16 protein-coding genes and 2 pseudogenes are annotated in these 20972 nt (G+C 69.0%); 6 read left to right on the forward strand and 12 right to left on the reverse strand.

Annotation, left to right across the window (positions count from 1 at the left end):
• Positions 1-54 precede the first annotated feature (54 nt).
• The 4 genes from G3I41_RS24175 to G3I41_RS24190 form a co-directional block, all read right to left on the reverse strand.
• Entirely contained in the window at positions 55-1137 is a 1083-nt protein-coding gene (locus tag G3I41_RS24175; RefSeq protein WP_164402498.1) for a zinc-dependent alcohol dehydrogenase family protein, read from the reverse strand.
• Positions 1138-1255: 118 nt separating this feature from the next.
• The gene (locus G3I41_RS24180) at positions 1256-3943 is read right to left on the reverse strand and encodes a cation-transporting P-type ATPase (RefSeq protein ID WP_164402499.1); all 2688 of its coding nucleotides are present in this window, start codon (positions 3941-3943) and stop codon (positions 1256-1258) included.
• Positions 3944-3985: 42 nt separating this feature from the next.
• The gene (locus G3I41_RS24185; RefSeq protein ID WP_164402500.1) at positions 3986-4444 is read right to left on the reverse strand and encodes an Hsp20/alpha crystallin family protein; all 459 of its coding nucleotides are present in this window, start codon (positions 4442-4444) and stop codon (positions 3986-3988) included.
• 147 nt (positions 4445-4591) lie between these two features.
• Positions 4592-5521, reverse strand: coding sequence for a universal stress protein (locus tag G3I41_RS24190; protein ID WP_164402501.1), 930 nt, complete (start codon positions 5519-5521; stop codon positions 4592-4594).
• 186 nt (positions 5522-5707) lie between these two features.
• Here G3I41_RS24190 and G3I41_RS24195 point away from each other — a divergent pair, with 186 nt between their 5' ends.
• On the forward strand, positions 5708-6565 hold the full coding sequence (locus G3I41_RS24195) for a universal stress protein (protein WP_164402502.1): 858 nt from the start codon (positions 5708-5710) through the stop codon (positions 6563-6565).
• Positions 6566-6641: 76 nt separating this feature from the next.
• On the opposite strand, the gene G3I41_RS24200 is transcribed toward G3I41_RS24195, so the two are convergent.
• Both G3I41_RS24200 and G3I41_RS24205 read right to left on the reverse strand, forming a co-directional pair.
• Entirely contained in the window at positions 6642-7352 is a 711-nt protein-coding gene (locus G3I41_RS24200; RefSeq protein ID WP_164402555.1) for a pyridoxamine 5'-phosphate oxidase family protein, read from the reverse strand.
• Positions 7352-8266 (reverse strand): universal stress protein, encoded by a 915-nt coding sequence (locus G3I41_RS24205; RefSeq protein ID WP_164402503.1) that lies wholly within the window; start codon positions 8264-8266, stop codon positions 7352-7354. The genes G3I41_RS24200 and G3I41_RS24205 overlap by 1 nt, the downstream gene beginning before the upstream one ends.
• Before the next feature lie 181 nt (positions 8267-8447).
• On the opposite strand from G3I41_RS24205, the gene G3I41_RS24210 reads away from it, so the two are divergent.
• The 4 genes from G3I41_RS24210 to G3I41_RS37695 all read left to right on the forward strand — a co-directional run bounded on the left by G3I41_RS24210 (position 8448) and on the right by G3I41_RS37695 (position 11424).
• Positions 8448-9329, forward strand: a complete 882-nt coding sequence (locus tag G3I41_RS24210; protein WP_343242216.1) for a universal stress protein — start codon at positions 8448-8450, stop codon at positions 9327-9329.
• Positions 9330-9689: 360 nt separating this feature from the next.
• A complete protein-coding gene (locus tag G3I41_RS24215; protein WP_164402504.1) occupies positions 9690-10118 on the forward strand; it encodes an SDR family NAD(P)-dependent oxidoreductase in 429 nt (142 codons plus the stop codon).
• A gap of 55 nt (positions 10119-10173) precedes the next feature.
• Positions 10174-10560 (forward strand): nuclear transport factor 2 family protein, encoded by a 387-nt coding sequence (locus G3I41_RS24220; RefSeq protein ID WP_164402505.1) that lies wholly within the window; start codon positions 10174-10176, stop codon positions 10558-10560.
• A 498-nt stretch (positions 10561-11058) separates the two neighbouring features.
• Positions 11059-11424, forward strand: coding sequence for an NAD(P)-binding domain-containing protein (locus G3I41_RS37695; protein WP_164402506.1), 366 nt, complete (start codon positions 11059-11061; stop codon positions 11422-11424).
• Between the two features lie 10 nt (positions 11425-11434).
• Here the strand turns inward: G3I41_RS37695 and G3I41_RS37010 are convergent, their stop codons facing one another.
• The 4 genes and pseudogenes from G3I41_RS37010 to G3I41_RS24245 all read right to left on the reverse strand — a co-directional run.
• On the reverse strand, positions 11435-12457 hold the full coding sequence (locus G3I41_RS37010; RefSeq protein ID WP_343242217.1) for an ATP-binding cassette domain-containing protein: 1023 nt from the start codon (positions 12455-12457) through the stop codon (positions 11435-11437).
• 967 nt (positions 12458-13424) lie between these two features.
• The gene (locus G3I41_RS24235; protein WP_164402507.1) at positions 13425-13820 is read right to left on the reverse strand and encodes a hypothetical protein; all 396 of its coding nucleotides are present in this window, start codon (positions 13818-13820) and stop codon (positions 13425-13427) included.
• A 102-nt stretch (positions 13821-13922) separates the two neighbouring features.
• Positions 13923-14243 carry a hypothetical protein gene (locus tag G3I41_RS24240; protein WP_239081804.1) on the reverse strand — a complete coding sequence of 107 codons (321 nt, stop codon included), beginning with the start codon at positions 14241-14243 and terminating at the stop codon, positions 13923-13925.
• A gap of 275 nt (positions 14244-14518) precedes the next feature.
• A pseudogene (locus G3I41_RS24245) lies at positions 14519-15001 on the reverse strand (class I SAM-dependent methyltransferase); the annotation flags it as partial.
• Positions 15002-15249: 248 nt separating this feature from the next.
• Between G3I41_RS24245 and G3I41_RS37015 the strand changes: the two are divergent.
• Positions 15250-15351: pseudogene (locus G3I41_RS37015) on the forward strand (IS5/IS1182 family transposase); the annotation flags it as partial.
• Between the two features lie 102 nt (positions 15352-15453).
• Here the strand turns inward: G3I41_RS37015 and G3I41_RS24250 are convergent.
• On the reverse strand, positions 15454-16263 hold the full coding sequence (locus G3I41_RS24250) for a colicin immunity domain-containing protein (RefSeq protein WP_164402508.1): 810 nt from the start codon (positions 16261-16263) through the stop codon (positions 15454-15456).
• The gene (locus G3I41_RS24255) at positions 16260-20972 is read right to left on the reverse strand and encodes a putative T7SS-secreted protein (protein ID WP_164402509.1); all 4713 of its coding nucleotides are present in this window, start codon (positions 20970-20972) and stop codon (positions 16260-16262) included. Before G3I41_RS24255 ends, G3I41_RS24250 begins: the two co-directional genes overlap by 4 nt.

Raw genomic sequence — 20972 nt, forward strand, 5'->3', positions numbered from 1 at the left:
CCGGCGCCCTCCCCGCGCAGGGGGTCCGGGAAGAGCGCGGTGTACGGACGTCGTTCATGGGACGGCCGGAGGGGCGGGGACCTGCATGGCGGTGTGCTGCGGGGCGCCGAGCGCGACCTTGATCGCTCCGGTGTCGGCCGCCCGGCCGAACACGTCGTATGCCTCCTCCATCTGCCCGAGTTCGAAGCGGTGGGTGACCAGCTGCGACGTCGGCAGCCGCCCGGCCGCCAGCATGCGCAGCAGCATGGGGGTGGACGCGGTGTCCACGAGGCCCGTGGTGAGGGTGACGTCCTTGATCCACAGGTCTTCGAGGTGGAGTGTCGCGGGCTTGCCGTGCACCCCGATGTTGGCGACGTGGCCGCCCGGCCGGACCATGCGGGTGCAGCTCTCGAACGCCTCGGGCACGCCCACCGCCTCCATGACGACATCCGCGCCCTGCCCGTCCGTCAGGTCGGCGACGAGTTGTTCCGGGTCTTCGTCGGCGCCCACGGTGGCGTCGGCACCGAGCGCCCGCGCCGCTTCCAGCCGCGAGGCGGCGAAGTCGACGGCGACGATCCTGCCCGGGCTGTACAGGCGTGCTGTGGTGATCGCGGCGAGGCCGATCGGTCCGGCCCCCACCACGACGACGGTGTCGGCGGGTCGCACGCGGCCGTTGAGGACGCCCACCTCGTAGGACGTGGGGAAGATGTCGGCGAGCAGGACGGCGTCCGCGCTGTCCACGGCGGTCGGGAGCGGGTGGACTGACAGGTCGGCGAAGGGGACCCGGACGTACTCGGCCTGTGTCCCGTCGACGGTGTGCCCGAGGATCCAGCCGCCTCCGCCGCGGCACTGCCCGTAGCGGCCTTCCCGGCAGTACCGGCAGCGCCCGCAGGCGGTGATGCACGAGATGAGGACCCGGTCGCCGGGCCGTACCGTACGCACGTCCCGGCCAGCCTCGACCACGGTGCCGACCGCTTCATGGCCCAGGACCCGGCCCGGTGTCACCTCGGGCACGTCGCCCTTGAGTATGTGCAGGTCCGTTCCGCAGATGGTGACGAGGTCGACCCGCACCACGACGTCGCTCTGGTCCACGATGTCCGGGTCGGGGACGTCCTGCCAGGCGATGCCGGCCGGTCCCTGAAAGACAGCGGCTCTCATGCTGTCCACCTTCCTCCTGCATGGCGTACGGGTTGTCCCCTCTTCCAGGTTCGGCCGTCGTCCCCGGCGGCGCATGGGCCGGTCGGTCCCGGTCCGGGTCCGCTCGGGCCCGCCCAGATCACCGGCGTCCCGCACCTCTGCGGCGTCGCCGGGCGCGCCGCAACTCGTCGGTGCCCCAGACAAGAAGCGGGAAGGAGGCCAGTAGGAGCACCACGTCCAGCGGGAGCGCGGCGGTGCCGAAGAGGTGCTGGAGCGGAGGCGCGTAGACGAGAGCAGCGGTGAATGCGAGCTCGAGGGCGATTCCGGCAAGCAGGAGCGGGTTCGAGAAGACGCCGATCGCGCGAAGTGCCGCGTGGTCCGTCCGGGCGGCGAAGGCTGTGCCGATCTGGCAGGCGACGATGCCGGCGAAGGTGGCGGTCGTAGCTGTCACATAGGCGTGGTGCAGGGCGCTGCCGGGCCCGGTGGGGTCGCCCGGCTGCCAGCCGGCGCGCCACAGGACGTAGAAGAAGCCCGCCATGACGAGAACGGCCGACGTCGAACCGAGGAAGCCCCAGCTGCGCACGAGCATGTCGCGGGAGATCACTCTCTGCCCCCGTGGTCTCGGAGGGCGCTCCATGACACCGGGCTCGGAACGCTCCCGGCCGAGGGCGAGCGCGGGAAGGGTGTCGGTGCCGAGGTCGATGGCGAGGATCTGAAGAACGGTCAGCGGCAGGGGCACGGCGCCCGCCGTCAGCGCGAACACGAGGAAGGGGATGATCTCCGGGGTGGCGTGGGTGAAGATGTACACGATGAACTTGCGGACGTTGTCGTAGACGCGGCGCCCGGACTCGACAGCGGCCACGATGGTGGTGAAGTCATCGTCCGTCAGGACCATGGCGGCGGCCTCGCGGGCGACATCGGTACCGGAGCGCCCCATCGCCACGCCTATGTGGGCGCGGTGCAGCGCGGGGGCGTCGTTGACCCCGTCGCCGGTCATGGCGACGGTCTTCCCGTGGGCCCGCAGGGCGTCCGCGACCTTGAGCTTCGTCTCCGGCGAGGAACGGGCGAAGACGACTTCGCAGCCGTCGTTCAGCACCCGGTCGAGTTCGTCGTCCGTGAGGGACTCCGACGCGTCGACCACCTTCAGCTCCGGCACTCCGATGCCCGCCTCGCGTGCGACCGCCGCAGCCGTGGCCCCGTTGTCGCCCGTCACCACGTGCACCCTGATTCCTGCCTCGTGGCAGCGGCCGACGGCGGCCCTCACTTCTGGGCGCGGCGGGTCGTACAGCGCCACGAGGCCGAGCAGGGTGAGCGCCGACTCCGCGTCCCGGCGGTCGGTGGGCGGATCGGAGCCGGGGGCGAGCTCGCGCGTGGCCACCGCGAGTACGCGCATTCCCTGCTCGGCGTAGCGTCGCGCTGCCGCCCGTGTCTCTTCCGTGGGCGAGCCGGGTTTCAGGCGGTCGACGACGGCTTCCGGTGCCCCCTTGACGATGATCCGGCTGATGTCGTCGGCCTGGACCACCGACATGAGGCGCAGCCGCGGGTCGAAGCGGAAGTGGGCGCGCCGTCGCGCGTCCCGCAGTTCCGGGTCGACCGCTGTGTGGTGGTCCGTGGCGCCGAGGAGGAGTGCGGATTCGGTGGGATCACCATGCAGCTCACCGTCCGCTTCACGGGTGACCGTGGTGCACAGGGCTGCCGCCCGTACCAGGTCCCGTTCCCAGGGTCCCTTCTCCTCGCCGCCGGCTGGTGTCCAGAACGCGCGCAGCGTCATACGGTTCCGGGTCAGCGTGCCGGTCTTGTCGGTGCAGATGACGCTCGTCGAGCCGAGTGTCTCGACGGCGCTCAGCCGTTTCACCAGTGCTCCACGGCGCGCCAGGGCGCGGACCCCTACCGCGAGGGAGAGGGTGATGGTCGGCAGCAGCCCTTCGGGGACGTTGGCGACGAGGAGCCCGATGGCGAACATCAGGGAGTCGGTGACGGGGAGTCCGACGGCCACCCCGGCGGCGAGGAATGCCGCGCCCATGCCCGTCGCCACGCCGGCGATGAGCCAGGCGACCTTCTTCACCTGCTGCTCGAGCGGACTCGCCTCGCGGCGGATACGCCTGCTGAGCGCGGCGATGCGCCCCAGTTCGGTGCCGGCACCGGTGGCGAAGACGATCGCCGTTGCCTGGCCTTCGACGCATGTGGTGCCGCTGAAGACCAGGTTGGGCTCTTCGCTGAGGGGGACGCCGAGGACGGCTTCGGCCGCCATCCGTTCGGCGGGCACGGACTCTCCGGTCAGCATCGACAGGTCGACTTCGACGCCTCCCTCGATCACTCGCGCGTCGGCAGGAATCTTGTCGCCCTCGTCCAGGACGATCACGTCGCCCGGGACCAGGTCGCGGGCCTCAATGGTCAGCGGACGGCCGTCCCGTACGGCGAGTGCGCGTTCGGGGAGGTACCGGGCGAGGGTTTCGACCGCCCGCTCTGCCTGGCGCTCCTGGAGGAGGGCGAAGGTCGCGTTGACGGCGACGACCGCGAGGATCGCCCAGCCGAGGACCGCCAGGTCCGCGACGAAGGCGAGCGCGGCGGCGGCCCACAGGAGCAGGGCCAGGGGATGGGTGAGCTGCCCAGCTACTTCTCGCACGAACGAGGACTGCTGTCGGCTACGCACCTCGTTGGGGCCGTGGACGGCGAGACGACGGGCCGCTTCCCGGGCCGAAAGGCCCTCGGGGCCGGTGGCCAGTTCGTGCCGCAGCCGCGGCAGCGGCTCCCTGGGATCGTACGACGGCGGGGCGCCGGCATCCTGAGATCCCGGTCCGGCATGTCCGCTGAAATGGCCGTTCATCGTCGCCACCCGCTCACGCGGGTGGTCAGCACGGGTCCGCCGTCACTTTGCCCCTCTTGTGTCCTCCGTATGGCCGCGCCTGACAGGAACGATCTGTCCGGGCTTCTGCTCCCGGCCCCGCATCGGAACGCGGACGGTCAGGAGGCCGTCCGTGTAAGTGGCGTCGATGCGGTCCGCCGGGACCGCGTCGGGAAGGCGGACGGTGCGGCGGAACGACCCGTAGCGGAACTCCGAGTGCTCCTTGTCCTGGTCCGTCTCGTCGTGCTCCGCGCTCACGGTGACGAGGTTGTCATCCACGCTGACGTGGATGTCCTCGAGTTCCATCCCGGGCAGTTCGGCGCGCAGCACGTACACGCCGTCCTGCTGGGTGACCTCGACCGGGATGGAGTGCGGTGCGCTGCCCGGACGCCAGCCGGGCAGTCCCGGGAACCCCCTGCCGAACCAGTCGTCGAAGTCCGGAGCGAACCGGTGTCTGCTGTGTCCTGTCCTATTTTCCGCCATGGCACTGCCCCTCGTTCCCGCCGGGAACTCCCGGCATACGGATCGGGCACGGGACGGATGGTTCCGTGCCCCGTTCCTCCAGCGTTCCACCCGCCCCTGGCCGGGACAGCGACCGTGCGGGGTCGGGCGGGGGGCCGGACGGCTCATTCACGAGGGGCTGAGCAGCCCCGGCGCCGACTCGGTCGGGGGCCGGTCGGCTCGCAGTGGTGGAGTGGGTACGGTGATGACCGGACACTCCGCGTGGCGCAGAAGGCCCTGGATCACCGGACCAAGCCGGTCAGCGGTACCGGGCCCGCCCAGTGGACGGCCCACGACCAGCGCGAGAGCGGACTGTGAGACGAGTACGAGCTGTTCGACCGGCCGCCCGTTCAGGACTTCCGCAACGATGTCGAGCCCGGAGTGACGCTCCGTCCAGGTCCGTTCGAACTCGGAGAGCCTCCGCCGGGCTGCGTCCTCGTCACCGCAAGCCGATGCGGAGGGCGGCAGCACTCGTACGGCCCTGAGGCGGGCCCGGCGCATCTGCGCCTCCCGCACGCCGAAGGCGACGGCGGCCCGGCCCTCGGGGGTGTCGTCCGCCGCGACGGCGACGGTGCGGGGATGGACCTGTGTGTGCTCCGGGGCCCGTACGACAACGACGGGGCAGTCCGCGCGCCCCGCAAGCGACGGCACCACCAAGCCCTCGGTGAGGGCCTCGGCGGGTCGGTGCGCGCGGCGTGCGCCGAGCACGAGGAGGGCCGCGTCCGCCGCCCGCTCGCGCAGCACGGTGACCGGCGGCCCGTCGATCAGTTCGGTCGCCGGTGACAGGTCGGGGTGGAGTTCGCGTACGAAGTCCTCGGCGTTGGCGAGGGCCGACGCGGCGCGGGCGCGCCGGGCGCTGTGCCCGGGGAGGTCGTCGCCCATGAGGTGGGGGCCGCCCTGCACCGCTGCCACCAGGCGGATCCGGACGCCCCTCCGGGCGGCTTCGTCGGCGGCCCAGAACAGGGCGGGCACGGACGGCCTGCGGGGGTCGACGCCCACTACGACGTCGCTGCCCGGTTCTCGGAGTCGGCCCGTACGAGCGGTTATCGCGCTGCTCATGGCTTCTCCTCGACGGTGCGCCCCGGGGCCGGGTGGCGGTTCTGGGGAACGGCAGCTTCCACGTTCGCAGCGTCGTGCACCGGCGGGGATGGGCCGTTCGGGCCCGATCGAGACCTGCTCGGCCCTGCTGGCCGGGCGGAGGGAAAGGCAGGCTGAGTTGTGTGGTCCCGCACGAGGAGGTGCGTCATGACAGCACAGGTCATCGCCGGAGTCGATGGTTCCGATGAGAGCCTCGCCGCCGTGGAGTGGGCGGCCGAGGAGGCCAGGGTGCGGCAGGTGCCGCTCGCCCTGGTGCACATCGAGGAACTGCCCGCCAACCCGGAGATCCCGCTGGCGCAGCTCACCGAGGCGGCCGAACGTGCCGAGGGACTGCTCCGGGCGACCGCAGACCGCCTGCGCGCCGAGCATGCCGGTATGGAGGTCTCCGTCGCGCAGAGCAAGGGGCGGGCGGCCGAGGAGCTGACGGCTGCCGCGAACACGGCGGACCTCACGGTCCTCGGATCGCGAGGGCTCGGCAGGATGACCGGCTTCCTCGCGGGTTCGGTCTCGCTCGCCGTCGTCGGTGCCGCTCTGAACCCGGTCGTGCTGGTGCGGGCGCAGGACGAACGGATCGCTGCGCCGGGCGGCATGCTCGTGGGCGTGGACGTCGATCGCGCGCCCGACGCGCTGTTCGCCTTCGCCTTCGAGGAGGCCGCTCGCCGGAACCTGGACTTGAGGTTCCTGCACAGCTGGACCCTGCCGGCCTCGTACGGCTATGCCGCGCTCATGGACCCGGCGCTCGGCGTGGACCAGAGCGAGCACCTGACCCGTACGCTGCTTGACCTGATGGAGCCGTGGCACCGGCGGTACCCGGAGGTGGAGGCCACCGCCAAGGCGGTTGTGGGCTCGCCCGCGCTCCAGATGGTGGAGGCGTCCCGCGACGCCGAACTGGTCGTCGTCGGCCGTCGCTCCCGCCGGCTGCCGCTGGGACCGCACCTCGGGCACGTCGCCCAAGCCGTCATCCACCACAGCCCGGCCCCGGTCGTGATCGTGCCGCTCACGTGATCGACACAGCACGACGACACGCCGAGGCCCTCGGACCCCGAGTCCGAGGGCCTCGGCCGCTGTCTTGGGCCAGCCGTCAGCCTCCGTCCGTACTCTGGGCGGGCGTGGCAGTACCGGGCGCGCCGGGAACCAGGATCCGCCTCCCGGTGAGCCGTCGCGGGGAAAGCGTCACCACCGTCGTACGACTGTCCCCTGCCCAGGGTCCGGAGATCATGATGCTCCGCACGCGTTCGGACTCGGGCCCGGCCGGGAGCGTACGGGTCGAGCCGACGGCCAGGACGCTCCACCCCTGACTGAACGCCTCGTCCAGCCGGTCCAGCTCGAAGGCGACTTCGGTGCCGGCCGATGACGCCTGCGCGAGTCCCGACTCGGCGGCGGTCACGAACACGATCCGCTCGTCCGCGACTTGGTAGTTCACGGGGAAGACGACGGGGCCTTCGGTCCCCGCCAGCGCGATACGGCCGATACCGTGGCCGTCAAGCAGTGCCCAGCACTCGGCCTCGTCGAGTTCCTCCATCCGCGGATGGTGGCCCGGTGCCGCCCCTCCCTGCGGCAGGTCCGTATTGAACCCGGCAAGGTCCTGCACGGTCGTCTCCAGTGCATCCGCGAGCCGGACGAGGAAAGCAGGTCCCGGAGAAGGCACCTGCTCCTCCACGTAGGCGAGGTAGCTCGGCGTGGAGCCCGCCCGGTCTGCCACTTCCTCCAGGGACAGACCGAGCTGGGCGCGCCGGGCGGCCGCGCGACGCCCAAGATCTCCCGCTCCGTGCCCATCACGGGTCGCCCTCATCATGCGTCTCCTTCCGCTCCCGTTTCGGCGTCTGCCGCCGGAGCCCTGTGCGGAACGACGGCGACCGGGCACGAGGCGTGATGCAGCGAGCGGTGGGCCACCCGGCCCAGCTCCAGCCCTACAACCCCTTCCCGGCGTCGCGCTCCGACGACCAGCAGGTCCGCTGCCGCCGACCGTTCCGTCAGCACCCGGTGGGGCACGCCCTCGACCGTGCTCGGGCGCGGCCGGGCCCCGGGGTACGCGCGGGCCAGGGGCTCAAGTGCCCGGTCGAGCTCTTCGGCGGCCCTTCCCTCGTAGTGGCCCGCCCCGCCGCCCGCCAAGAGCGGGTGCGCGGCGGGTTCATGGCCCGGGTGGCGCCAGACGCGGACCACGTCGAGTTCCGCTTCCCGTGCGGCCGCCTCGCGGAACGCGAAGGGGAGAGCGGGCGAGTGCTCGTCGTGCTCCCCGACCCCGAGCAGGACACGTCCGTGCCGTGACTCCAGGGCGTGCCGGTCTCCCCGGACCACGACCACCGGACTCCGGGACCGTGCTGCCACGACGAGGGCGACGGACCCGAGGAGGAGGTCAGCGAACCCGCTGCGCCCCCGGGAGCCGACGACGACGGCCGCGGCCTCCGTTCCTTCCCGCAGCAGCGCGCCGGCCGCGTCCTCGGCCAGCACCTCCGCGCTGATATCCAGGTCCGGCGCACGGCGCCGGGCCCGCTCGGCCGCAACGGCGACAATGTTTTCCGCGAGCACCTGGCCAGTGGGGCGCTCGACGGTCCAGGCCGGCACCACTCCCTCGTACCGCTCCCACAGGGACGCGTGTACGACTCGTAGCGGGAGGCCGTGCCGGACGGCCTCGTCGGCAGCCCAGTCCAGGGCTTCGAGGCTGGGGTCGGAACCGTCGACACCCACCACCACAGGCAACCACATCGGGCCCGCCTCCTTCCACCACCGCAGGGGTCCTCCTGCCACGCTCGCACCGGCGCCGGGGGCCCGGGAGGGGCCGAACGGGTCCTGGACGGGTACTCATCGGCTCATGCGCTGCAGCCGTAAGCCCGGAATCATGACTAGTCGGGGCATCCGGCCGTACGAGCGTTGGCGGAGGTATGTCGTGACACGACCAGTGACCGTCGGACTGAACGGAACCCGGGCGAGCGACGCGGCTGCCGACTGGGGTGCCCACGAGGCGGTCCTGCGGGGGTGCCCGCTGCGCCTGGTGAGCGCGTGGGAGTGGCAGCCCTACTCGCACGCTCCTCTCTCGGGGACGGAGACACCCGAGCAATGGTCGCGGCGTCTGCCCGGCGAAGCGGCGGCGCGGCTGGCGCAGCGGTATCCGCACCTGGTGATCGAGGCCGATCAACTCACGGGGCCGCCGCCCGAGATGCTCTGCGGGGCCTCATCAGGTGCCGAACTCCTCGCGCTCGGCACCGCCGGGCTCGGGGCGCTCAAGGGTTTCATCCTGGGCTCGGTCGCCATGGCCACGGTCGCCCACGCCCACCGGCCCGTCGTCCTCGTCCGCCCGGACCCGGCCGCGCCCGGCCCCGTAGCGGACGGTGCGGGGGAAGAGGCTCCCGTCGTCGCCGGCATCGATCTCGGACCAACCACGGAATGCGTGCTGCGCTTCGCCTTCGAGGCGGCAGCCGTGCGCTCGGCCGGCGTGGAGATCCATTACTGCTGGAACCCGCCGGTCGGTTACGTACAAGGCATCGGCGGAGACCTGCGGTGGCGCGCCGACATCGCCGCGGAGGGAATGAGCATGGTGCGGTCCCTGCTCGCACCCTGGTCGGAGCAGTATCCGCGGGTGGCCGTGGACGTGCGTAGCGAGATCGGATCACCGGCGCGTCACCTGGTGGATGCCGGAGCCCACGCTTCCTTGGTCGCCGTCGGCCGCCGGACCAACCGCTACTGGCCGCACGAACCACGCATCGGGCACGTCACCCACGCCGTGCTGCACCACTCCCCCGCCCCGGTCGCCGTAATCCCCCAGGACTGAGCCTTTTCAAAGTGGCCGATGATCGAGTGTTGGCTGCGCTGAAGCGTCGGCTTGATCGCTCGTTGATTGGTGCATGGGGAAGAGGGACGGACTGCTGCACGGATAGGTGACACCTTGACCTGGCTTGCTGAGAGGCGGCCTGGAAGGATGTTGCAGTGCCCAAGCCGTATCCGAAAGAGTTACGCGATGACGTCGGGCGGGTCGCGCGCAATCGCGAGCCCGGCGTCACGCTGGAATAGATCGCTGCCGATTTCGGCGTCCACCCGATCACGCTGTCGAAGCGGCTGCGCCGCGCCGACACCGACGAGGGCGGCGCCAAGCCCGCAACGGCGCTGCGCGGACAAGGATCTGGACGAGCTGATGCTCAAGTTCCAGACCAATGTCGTCGGCACCTGGAGCGTCACCCAGCAGATGCTGCCCCCCCACGCCGCTGGCGGTCACCGCCGGATCGTGAACGTGTCCAGCGGTGCCGGGTCGTTCTGGAAGCCCAACTACGGGCTGGTCAACTACCCCGGCTTCGAGATGGGCCGGTTCGGCGAGATGCCGATCACGGCCTACGCCCTGACCAAGACGGCACTCAACGGGCTCACGATCAAGTTGGCGAAGGAGCTCAAGGACGCGAACGTCCTCGTGAACGCCGTGTGCCCCGGAGTCACCGCCACCCGCCCGGGCTCCGAGGGATGGGCCCGCCCTGTCGCCGACGGTGCCAAGGGCGTCGTCTGGGCCGCCACCCTGCTCGACGACGGCCCCACCGGCTTCTTCTTCCGGGACGGCAAGCACCTGCCCTAGTGACAGAACCCTCCCCGAATCACCTACTCGCGCATCACTCTCAGTAAGAACCATCATGTCCGCTGCATCGAACACCGCGCTGGTCCGCCGTCTGTGCGAAGCAGGTGGCGACGCGGCCGTCATCCAGGAGCTGACCTCCGCCGACCTCCTCTGGGACGTCACGCCCGGCTTCCCCTGCGGCGGCGTCTACCACGGCGTGGAAGGCGTCTTCGACTACTTCGGCAAGCTCATGCCGCAGTTCGACTCGTGGCACACCGAGGTCGAGGGTTACCACGCCTCGGGCGATGCCCGTGTGTTCGTGGTCGGTCACTACCGCCCGGCCAAGAGCGGCGTCTCGGAGCCCGTGCGCTTCATCCAACAGTGGACGGTCCGCGACGGAAAGCTGGCCGGGATGTCCCAGGCCGCCGACAGCGCCGTCGCCCAGCGCCTCGTCAACGGCTGAACCGTCGCCCTGGTGTGCTGGCACCGGCAGCCGTGCACCACCACGGAGCCGGCCGAACGCCGTGCGCACCCTGTGACTGCGAAGCCGCAGCCTCATCGAAAGCCCGAGAGCTTCTCGGGCTCGCGCCGCACCCGGTTACGCATCGGGGCGGCGCTCGTGCGTTTTGCAGCCTCCGAGACCTGGTCGAAGGTGGCGCATGAATGCAGGCGGTGCGCTTCGTGAGACGGCTGGTCCGGCCGCCGCAGCGCCGCCGCGGGGGTGATACCGCGCCGCCGGATCCTGCCCATGCACTGGGCCCTGACGCGTCTGCTCCCGCCGGGGCCGCGAGCACCCGAGGACGGCGGCGTGGGGGGCCTGCCAGTACCCCTCACAGCGCAGGCTCCCTCGTTACGGCCGTCTCCCGTTGCATAGAACGCGCCCCGGTTTTCGGGGTCCGGCCGCGGGCCTCATGCCCCGGGAGGGCCGGTCATCCATGTGAAACCGTTCGAGGAGAACCTCATGAAGATCGCTGTTCTGGGCACCGGCATGTTCGGACGCGCTCTCGCGGGCCGCCTCAGCGCGCTCGGCCATGACGTGGTCATCGGCACCCGCGATGTGGAGCAGACCCTGGCGCGCGCCGAGCCCGACGCAATGGGCAACGTGCCCTTCGGCCAGTGGCAGGGCGAGCACCCGGCTGTGCGGCTGCTGACGTTCACGCCTATATGGGAGGTCCTTTTGGGTTCCGTCGGTCGGCATACTGCGACGCCGTTCGACCGGGGCAGGGTCAGGAAGCGGAACGCTTCTTCGTCGTCCTCTTCGATCTGTGGTCTTCTTCGCCGTGGCCCTCCCGGGTGCCCGGAGCGTACGGGCTCGCGCTCGCGGTAGCAGGGCCGGATCAGTCCCGGTCCTCCTGGAGTTTCAGCATCTCGAAGAGGCCTCCGGCCTGGTCGATCAGCTCGTCGTAGGTGCCCGTCTCCGAGATCCGGCCATGGTCGAGGACGGTGATCCGGTCGGCGAGGCGGGTGTTGGCCAGCCGGTGCGTGATGAAGATGGTGGCCCGGCCTGCGGCGAGGGCCTTGAGGCGGGTGTAGATCCGGTGTTCGGCGCGGGCGTCGAGTGCGGCGGTCGGTTCGTCCATCACGAGGACGGGGGCGTCGCGGGGGAAGGCTCGGGCGACCGCGACGCGTTGCCACTGCCCGCCGGACAGGTCGTGTCCGCCCCACCAGGAGCGAGCCAGCGACGTGTCCAGCCCGTGTGGGAGGGCGGAGATGACGCTGTCGGCGCCGGCCGCCTCGGCGGCGGCGTATACGGCGGTGTCGCCTTCGGGGCGGGGCTGGCCGAGGGTGATGTTCTCGCGGGCGGCCAAGGGCCAGCGGGTGTAGTCCTGCGGGACGAGCGCGACCTGGGCGAGCACTTTGGCCGGGTCGGCGTCCGCCAGGTCCACCCCGCCCCACCGCACAGACCCGCTGGTGGGGAGGAATAGGCCGGTCAGGATGCGGGCGAGGGTGCTCTTGCCGGCGCCGTTCTCGCCCACGAGGGCGATGACCTCGCCGCGCTTGAGGTCTAGGTCGATGCCGTCGAGCGCGGGCGCGTTGGCACCGGGATACGTGAAGGAGACGCCCTTGGCGGTGATGACCTGCGGCCCGTCCTCGGCGACGGTCGCGGTGCCGCGCCGGGTCGTCCACGGCTTGGCCACGGCCAGGAAACGGGCCCAGTCGTCCAGGGACAGCGAGGTACGGAACAGCCGAGCCCCCGCCCGCACCGTCGTGGCGAGCTCCGCTCCCGAGGTCCGCACCGCCAAAGCGGCGGTCCCCGCGACCGCGAGCTCCATGCGGCCACTGGCCACCAGGAGCACGAGCACGGCCCAAGTGACGACGGTGCTCACCGCGGTGAGCGCGTCACCGATGGCTTGGACCACCAGTGCCTGCCGGGTCGCTTTGAGCTGTTCGGCTTCCAGGCGGCCGGAGACGATCCGGTACTGCCGGGTCAGGAATCCAGCCAGGTGCCCGCCCGGACCTCGTCGGCGGTGTTCCGCTCGGTGGTGTAGGAGCGAACACGTTGCGCAGCCGGGAGTCGGCGAGGTTGCGGTGGTGGGCGGCGTGCTCGATCCGCGCCCCGCGTACGGCGCCCCACGCACAGGGCACGACGGAGAGGACCAGCAGAGGGAGCATCACCGGGTGCAGGACGGTGACGACGGTCGCTGCGGCGGCCATCTGGGCTGCGGCGGAGGTCAGCAGTTGGGCGTCGAGGATGAGGTCGCCGGTCTTCTCCGCGCCGCCGAAGGCGGCGGCGTGGGCGTCCTCGAAGTCCGGGTCCTCGTAGGCGACGAGTTCGGCGGCGGTGGCGGCGGTGATGACCTGGAGGTCGGCTTCGCGTACGGCTTTGGGCGCGAGCCGGGCCGCGGCCGCGCGGGCGGCGGCGTCGAGCAGGTAGCGTGCGGGGCAGCCGGCGCGCTATCGCGGCCGTGGACAGGTTGGCGCTCGCTTCGAAGTGCTGGTCGGAGGCCAGGCGCATCATGGGCGGCTGGCCCGCGCCGGCGACGGGCGGCGAGGTAAGGGAAGAACTCACGCCCTCCATGAGGGAACCGGACGGGGAAGGCGGGCAACGGGATTGTTCCGTCCCCCGTCCGTCGGCCCAGGTCACCGCACCTTGCCGTCAGCTTCGCTGCTCCGTATGCACTCGTTCGAGTGATGCCGTGGTCCGGGGCGGGTTGGCATTGGCCGGCCCCGGACCACGGCAGCTCTGCGAGTCGCGTTCCCCACCACACAACCATGATCGCCGATCCGCGCTCGACGTCCCACCGCTTACCGTGCACGAGCTCGTTAGCTCGGCGGTGGGTCGCTGGCCGTGCCGCAGCGCGTCCTTCAGGGTGTCCTTGGACTGGATTACCCCTGCGCCGCGCAGCAAGTCCCAGGCGCTGTGGGTGCCGTCGTAGGAGTAGCCGATGGCCCGGCGTCCCACGCGCGGGCCTCGAAGACGTCTTCAGCGGTAAGCTGGGCGAGGTCGCGGCCGGTGTACAGGATCATCTTGGAGATCACGCGCAGGCCCTCGTCGACGTGTCGGCCGGTCATGCCCAGCCCGCTGCCGTGGCGGTGTATGTGCTCCAGCGTCCCCGGTGGGAACATGCGCTGGATGTCTTTGAACAGCGCCATGGCCTTGTAGCCGCGCAAGAACTCGTCGTCAGGTAGCACGATGCGGCTGATAAACATGCTGTTCAGGCCGCTCAGCAGCGTGGAGCGGCGCCCCTGGTAACTGTGGCCGTTGTCGGTCTGGGCAAGCAACTGTTCGGTCCAGTCCTTACCGCGGTCGGCGTCGGCCGCTCTCCAGCGGGCCTGCCAGCCGTCCCCAGGGTGTGTCAGAAGCCATGGGGATCGCGCAGGCGATCAGGCGACGAGCGCGAGGGAGTGCGCGAAGTCCCGCTCGGGATCGTAGAGGGTGCGGGTCTTCAGGCAGTGGTAGAGGCAGCCGAGGAGCTTGTTGAACAGGTTCCGCAGGGCCGCGGTATGCCGTTCGCCGCTGGCGCCTCGGCCGTCGTAGTGCTCACGCGGTTCGTGTGAGCGCAGGGCGGCGAAGCTCCACATGTAGCCGGCTGAGGCCAGGCGTTGGTTCTTGACGGCCCTGGCGACTACGACTCGGCTGCGGCCGGAGGCACGGGTCACCGGGACGGCGGCGGCCGTCTCGATGCGGCTGTTCCCACTGCGCAAGAATCCCCCGCGGCAACAAGGCGGCCCACCAGAGGACTCCGGAGGATCCTCAGCGAAGCGAAACGGGATGGAGGACGCATGATGCGAGAGGCACTGACCATCGACGGTGTCGCCCAGGCCATCGTGAGAATCCAGCAGGTCGCCCAGGCTTCTGGATCCGACCGATTCCGTGCCTGTCTGCAGGAACTCACCGACTTGCACGAGGAGCTCGTGCAAGGTCATACCCCTGACTTGAGCACGTGCCCGAAGGCTCTGGATGCCCTGGACTTCGTGGCCAGCAGGGCCAGGTAGCTGACCCGGCGGTGGGGCGGCAGGTGGTGGAAGCACCCTGAGCCGACGACCAGGTCGTACGGGCCGCTCAACTCGGCAGCGGGGAGAGCGAAAGCGTCACCGCACAGGAAATGGATGCCCACTCCCGCCTCGCGAGCCCGTTCCTCACCCCAGGCGACGGCCATCGGGGAGAGGTCGACAGCGTCCACCTCGAAGCCCTGCGAGGCCAGGTACACGGCGTTGCGGCCAGGTCCGCATCCCAGGTCCAGGGCCCGGCCGGGAGCAATCAGGCCCTGGTCGAGGCAGGCGGCCAGGTTCTCGTCCGGCTTCGACACGAAGAACGGGACCGGCCTGGAGCGGTCGGCATAGATGCGGTCCCAGAAGTCCTCGCCGTCACCCGTCGCCAACCGGCCAGCCCCGGATTCAGATGCAAAGAGCCCGTCCAGGAGCGCGAGAACGTCCTCAACAGTGCGTACGGTCCGGTCCATCCGCCCCCCTTTCGACCGATGTCGACCATAGGAGCGAGAATGACAAAGGACCAGGTCACTCGGCTTACGGCGACGACTGAGAAGGGCTGTTGCGAGCCCTGGTGGTCACCGGCAAGCCACCCATCCCAGCCCCCGAGCCGGCGTCCGCCCAGCCAGCCGTCAAGGGGCGGATTGGGGCAACCCTCAGCTGCGGCGGAGGGACTATTTCGACGAGTCTTTCAGCGGTGCTACAGCGCGAACGTTGTCTGATGCGGCACTAGAGACTCCTCCGCAATCTTCGGTGCTCGACCACACGCATCACCGCACTCGTCCGGACTGTCCTCATCCTGCATTTGACCAGGTCAAAGTGAGGATGGAAAGGTTCATTGTCACCCAGGGTGATCCACCCAATGGCATCGAGGTCTCCAAAGTGATCGGGATCTTTGGTTCAGGGAAGAGTGCGGACATGCAGGTCACCAAAATTCATCGGTATGCTCCATGGTCCTTCGCACCGCATCCATCAGCTCTTCATCTGATAGGTCGTCAGGATCTTTGAGGGCCGGATCGATAGAATAGTCTTCCAACAGCGAGAAGATCTGATCGAAAGCCGTGAGGAGTGGATCGCGGAGCCTCTCGCCGTTGTCCTGGGAAGTGCGGCGGGCGTCTAGCCAACTGCGGGCGAAGTCCGCTCCGCTGATGGACCCGACGGTGAAGGCATGGATCAGACTTACCTGACGGGCAGCGCCTGTTCCGGCAGGAATTTCCCGTGCGCGGGCCCAGGCAATATGGCGGGGGGGAAATGACTGCGAGATGTCCTTGAGTTCTGGCCATCGCTTGGCTGCCGCGCGAACGTATCGTCCGAAGCGGGCTCGCCCTCCGTCGATCCCTTCTGGGACGGCGCCCGCGAGAAATGCTGCTGTTCCTGCCACTAGTACGTACCCAGGGCGGGGAAAAAAAATCGCACCCTGCCGGTCCGAAGAGGCGAGGAGGAGGGGCGGACCGACTCCAGCCAATTCCGAGGCCGCTATGTCTGGCGCAATCAGACGCCAGGTTCGGCTAGCAGGTTCAGACCCGATCGCCATCACAAGCACAGCGTCCGCTCCATCCGTGCGGCAGCCGTCAGTGATGCGCTGGACAAGAGCGTCGTCCACGTGCGAGCCAGCAGGCACCGGAACGACGAGCTTGGGGCCAACGGCCAGCCAGGCCGAACTGTAACCCCCGGGGCCGGACAAGATCTCCAGCTGATCTGAGTTTGCGTCGCCCTGAATACTGTAATCAGTCACCAAAGGAATCCCTTGTCGATGATGTCTGCAAATTGCCTGTCTCCCAATCTCCAGGCCGACCAAAATTTCCCATCCGCGTGGAGCATCACCATTTTTTGGGTGGCTGGATTAATGAAGCCTACAGCCCACCCTTGATCTCTGTAATTAAAGCGATAAATTTTCGTTCCGTCCGCGGTCATATGAGAGCGCATACTTTCTTCGAATCGCTTCAGGTTTGCTCCATTCAGATTTCCTTTCACATCCAAAAAATCGTCGCCATGTGCATGAAATTTCTTGCTCATTACTTTCTGACTCGAGAAATCTGCCTTCTTTTCCCAGCCGCCGCGAGGGCAGGGGGCGAGGCCGAGCGGGTCGGACGAAGAGTGAGGATTTTTTACATAGGAGAATGCGTTGGGTGCCGGTATGAGGCCGAGCGGATCCGGGGTGAGATAGCGAGCAGTCTCGGGGTCGTAGTGCCGGTTTAGATTGTAGTGGAGGCCGGTCTCGGGGTCGTGGTATTGGCCGGGGAAACGGAGTGGGGTGTAAGTACTGTCGGTTTTCCCCCAGGCAGTGGTGCCCCAGAGTGTTGCCCGAGAGCGCCAGGCGAGATTCCCGGACTCGTCAACGAGTTCGGCGGGAGCACCAATCAAGTCCGTGGCAATCGCGAAGAAGCGTTCGTCTGTCGTCGACGGATCGGTGTCCGCAGCAATGATGCGTTCGTGCTGAGCCATGGGGCGTGTGCCCTGGTGGTCCCAGGTCAGAACGACCGGGCGGGGGAAGCTCGGGGAGATGGTCGTCTGCTCGCAGAGGGTAGCGTCGTCCCAGGTGAAGCGGGCTTCCTCGACGACGGTCAATCCGTCGTCGCCAAGGCGTTGCTTGGCGGTGCGCCGGCCCAGCGGGTCATACCGGTAGCGCCATCGTGTCCCATCCGGCGTAGTGACGGCGGTGAGGCGGTCCTCGGCGTCCCACGAGTATCGCCAGGTGTCGGGCCTTCTGGAGAGGCGGGTCTTCTGGCGCAGGGTGATGCGACCAAGAGCATCGTGCTCGTAACGGACCCTTCCGGCAAGCTTGATGGTCGTGCCGACGTACGCACGGGGCCCGGTGGCTTCGCTGCTCGGATGAGAAGCCGGCCATGAGGCGGTCGTCTGATTACCAGCGCAGTCGTAGGCGTACGTCTCCGTCCAGTTCGCAGCAGTGACCTTGGTGACTCGACCGATCACGTCAAGATCGAAATATTGACGCCCACGCAGGGTGTCGTCGAGGTCTGTGAGATGTCCGTCGAGCTGGTAGTTGTAGGTCCGGCTTACCAGAGCGCGGGCGCCGTGGGTCAGCCGCTCAGTGGAGAGTTGGCCGGCCTCGTCGAAGGTCGCGGTGAGGGTCAGTGTGTCGCCGAAGGTGCGTGTCAGTGCGCGGCCTGCCGCATCAAGGGTGAAGTTGATGCGCTGGGTGCCCGCGTTGAGACGAGTGAGTCTGCCAGCGGCATCGTAGCCGTAGCTGGTGGACCGGCCAGTGGGCGTCACACGTCGCGCACGGCGGCCAAGGGTGTCATACGTGTAGGTCATGACGTGCCCGTCGGTCATCGCTGTTCGGAGGCGTCCACCTCGGTCGTATTGGTGGGTCAGTTCACCGTCCGGTCCGACAGCCCGGACCATGCGTCCCGCGTCGTCGTAGGCGTAGGTCGTTTCCTTGCCGGCGGAGGATTTGCGGATGATGCGGCCCAGCGCGTCGTGCTGGTAAGCGACTACCTCGCCGAGCGGGTTCGTACGGGCTATAACCTGCCCTGCTGGGTCACGTGTATAGGCATAGGTGCGGCCGTCGAAGTCCGTTTCCGATATGAGCTCACCGGCGGAGTCATAGGTGTATGCCCAAGTCAGCCCCTGAGGATTGGTGACCTGGGTGACACGGAGTTCACTGTCGTGCTGGAACGCGTAGCGTGCTCCGTCAGGATCTATGCGGGTGGTGAGGAGGTCGAAGCCGGTGTATTCGAAGTGGGTGGACCGCCCCATAGGGTCGGTGTAACTGGTGCGGTTGCCCTCGCCGTCATATGTCCACGATTCTGTTGCGCCGTCGGGGCGCGTACGGCTGGCAAGCTCACCGTCAGGCGTCCACTGGCACACGGTCTCGGACCCCAGCGGGTCCGTGATGTGGACCAGGCGGCCTAAGACGTCGTATTGGAAGTGTGTGGTGGCGCCGAGCGAGTCGGTGACACGGACCGGAAGCCCTGCGGGGTCATGGAGCACTTCGGTCGTAGCTCCGTCCGCCTCGGTAAGAGAGACGAGCCGACCGTAGTTGTCGTATGAGTAGGAGGTCGTGCGGCCGGTTGGGTCGGTCAGTGCTGTGCGGTTGCCACGTTCATCGAATTCCTGATGCCATCGACTGCCGTCCGCATGGGTGAGCGTGGTGATGAGGCCCCATTCGTCCCGCTGAGCCCGCAACTCGGTGCCATCCGGCCGCCTGACACCGACGGTTCTGCCGGCCTCGTCGTAGAAAAACGTCGTGGTGTGTCCCAGTGCGTCGGTGTGGGTCAGTCGGTTCCCGGAGGCGTCGAAGGTGTCGCGGGTGATGTTGCCCAATGGGTCGGTGGTCGCTAGGACCCGGCACCTGCTGTCAACGAGATGATCGGTGGAGCGGCCGTCGGCGGTGGTGAGGGTAGTAAGCCGGTTGCCGGTGGACGGGTCGGATGCGGTGTACGCCAGGGTGAGTTGGAAGTGGCCTGCCTCGCCGCCCTCCGCGACGACGCGGTCCCGGTCGTCGTAGGCATAGCTGTATCGGCTGTCGTTGGAATCGATCCACGCCGTGACCCTGCGACGTTCGTCGTAGCTGAAGGTGAGGGTGGCGCCGGATGGCTTGGTGACGGTGGTGAGGTTGCCGTCGGCGTAACCGTAGGTGCGCAGGGGGATGCTCGCATACGGATCGGCGGGCGTGAGTCCGTTCTCGTCCGTCGTGGGGGTGAGCAGCGTCAGACTTGTCACGAGACCGTCTGCCAGTGCCAACTGCAGGTGGTAGCCGGCGGAGTGGACGAGTGCGAGGGGTGTGCCATCGTCGGTGCGGTCGAAGGTGATGGTGTTGTTGTTGCGGTCGCTGATCTCGCCGAGCCAGGCGGTGCCGTCTTCGCCGGGGGCGGTTCCGGGCGGGGCGTCGAAGTGGCGAATGAGGCCGTTGTCGGGGTCGGTGATGGTGTAGTCGCCGGACACGTCGCGTTCCAGGATGCTGCGTGAGGTGCCGGATTCCGGGCGGGTCGGGAGGCCGGGTGCGGGGTGGGGGTAGGGGATGAGGCGGCCGTCGTCGGTGATGTGGATGACGCCGTTGGCGTCGATTTCGAGGTGTTCGTCGACGGTGGAGGACCAGGAGGGACCGAAGAAGCGGCCTGCGGTGTAGCCGGATTCGACGCGGCGGGTGAAGACGAGCGGTAGGACGCCGGGCAGGACCACATCGGTCTGGGGCAGGAACATGCGGCCGGAGGCGAGGTCGACCGGGTCGGTGCCCTTCGTGGTGCGCTCGCCGTCGGTGCGGTTGTGGGTGCCTTCGGGGGCGTCGTCGACCAGGCGACGGGCCTTGTTCGCGTCCTGTGCGACGTTGGCGAGTTCCTTCGCGGTCCGGGCTCCCTTGACCGCGGCTCCGCCACCGCCGGTGGCGGCGGTGAGGACCAGGTCGGGGACGAGGCGGCCGAGCCCTTCGGCGGGGTCCTTCATGAAGTCGGTGACCATCTGCTTGCCGGTGCCCCAGGGGTCGTTGGCGACCTGGACGAGTCCGGCGGCGGTGTTGTTCAGCGCGAGTCCGTACTCGGCGGGGTGTGTGACGTTGTACGGGTCCATCGGGTTGACGGTGCGCACGAAGTTGAGGAGCCCGGCCGTGCCCTTGGCGATCCCGCCGGTGAAGTGCGTGTTCATGATCTGGGTCTCGGCAAGCCCGTCGGCCACCTGATCGGCGTACTTCGGCTTCTTCGGCGCGGCGTCACGGGCAGCGGCCACCGCGGTGCGGGCGGTCTCCGCCGCGGTGTTGCGCTGCGTACGCGCCTCCGCGAGGAGCTGCTGGGCCTCCTCCATGCGCGCCTTGCCCGGGTCGGTGAACTCCCCGGGTCTGGGCGGGAGCGTGGAGGGGTCGCGTTTGTCGGCGGGCAGGGCGTTGTACGTGTCGACGGCCTTGTTGAAGGTGTCGCACTTCTTTTTGTGGGCGTCCATCGCCTCCTCGGATGCCTTGGTGCCCGCCTTCCACTTGTCGATCGCCAACTGGGCCTGACCCTGGGCCCACTCGACTGTGCCGGCGAACGACTCCAGCGCGCCCGCGGCCTTCTCGAAGGCGTCGGCGGCCTTGAACCACTGGGGCGGCTCCACGGACACCGATTCCCGGAAGGCGTCCGCCGTCTTCCCCTTGAGCTCGGCGGCGTCCAGCCCCTTGAGCCCACCGCCGACCTTGTCGAGCGAGCTCTGCAGGTTCTTCAGGTGCGTGGCGGTCGAGCGGATCTCGGACGGGCTGCCATAGACCAGCTTCTTCTTGTCCTCGGTCTGCCCGAGATCCATCTCCTCGACCTCGGCGCCCATCCGGTTCGCCACCGAACGCGACTGCTCACGTGCCCAGTCCGCGCCGGAGTCCCAGCCCACGTCCTCCAGCCGGTCGGCCGTCCAGTCCCCGGCGTCCTCGACCCGGTCACCGACCCACTTGGTGCCGTCCTCGACGGCGTCCTCGATGACGTCCGGTGTGAGGTCGCTGACAAGATCTCCGAGCCCCAT

Source organism: Streptomyces sp. SID9727, from assembly GCF_010550605.1.
Lineage (GTDB): Bacteria > Actinomycetota > Actinomycetes > Streptomycetales > Streptomycetaceae > Streptomyces.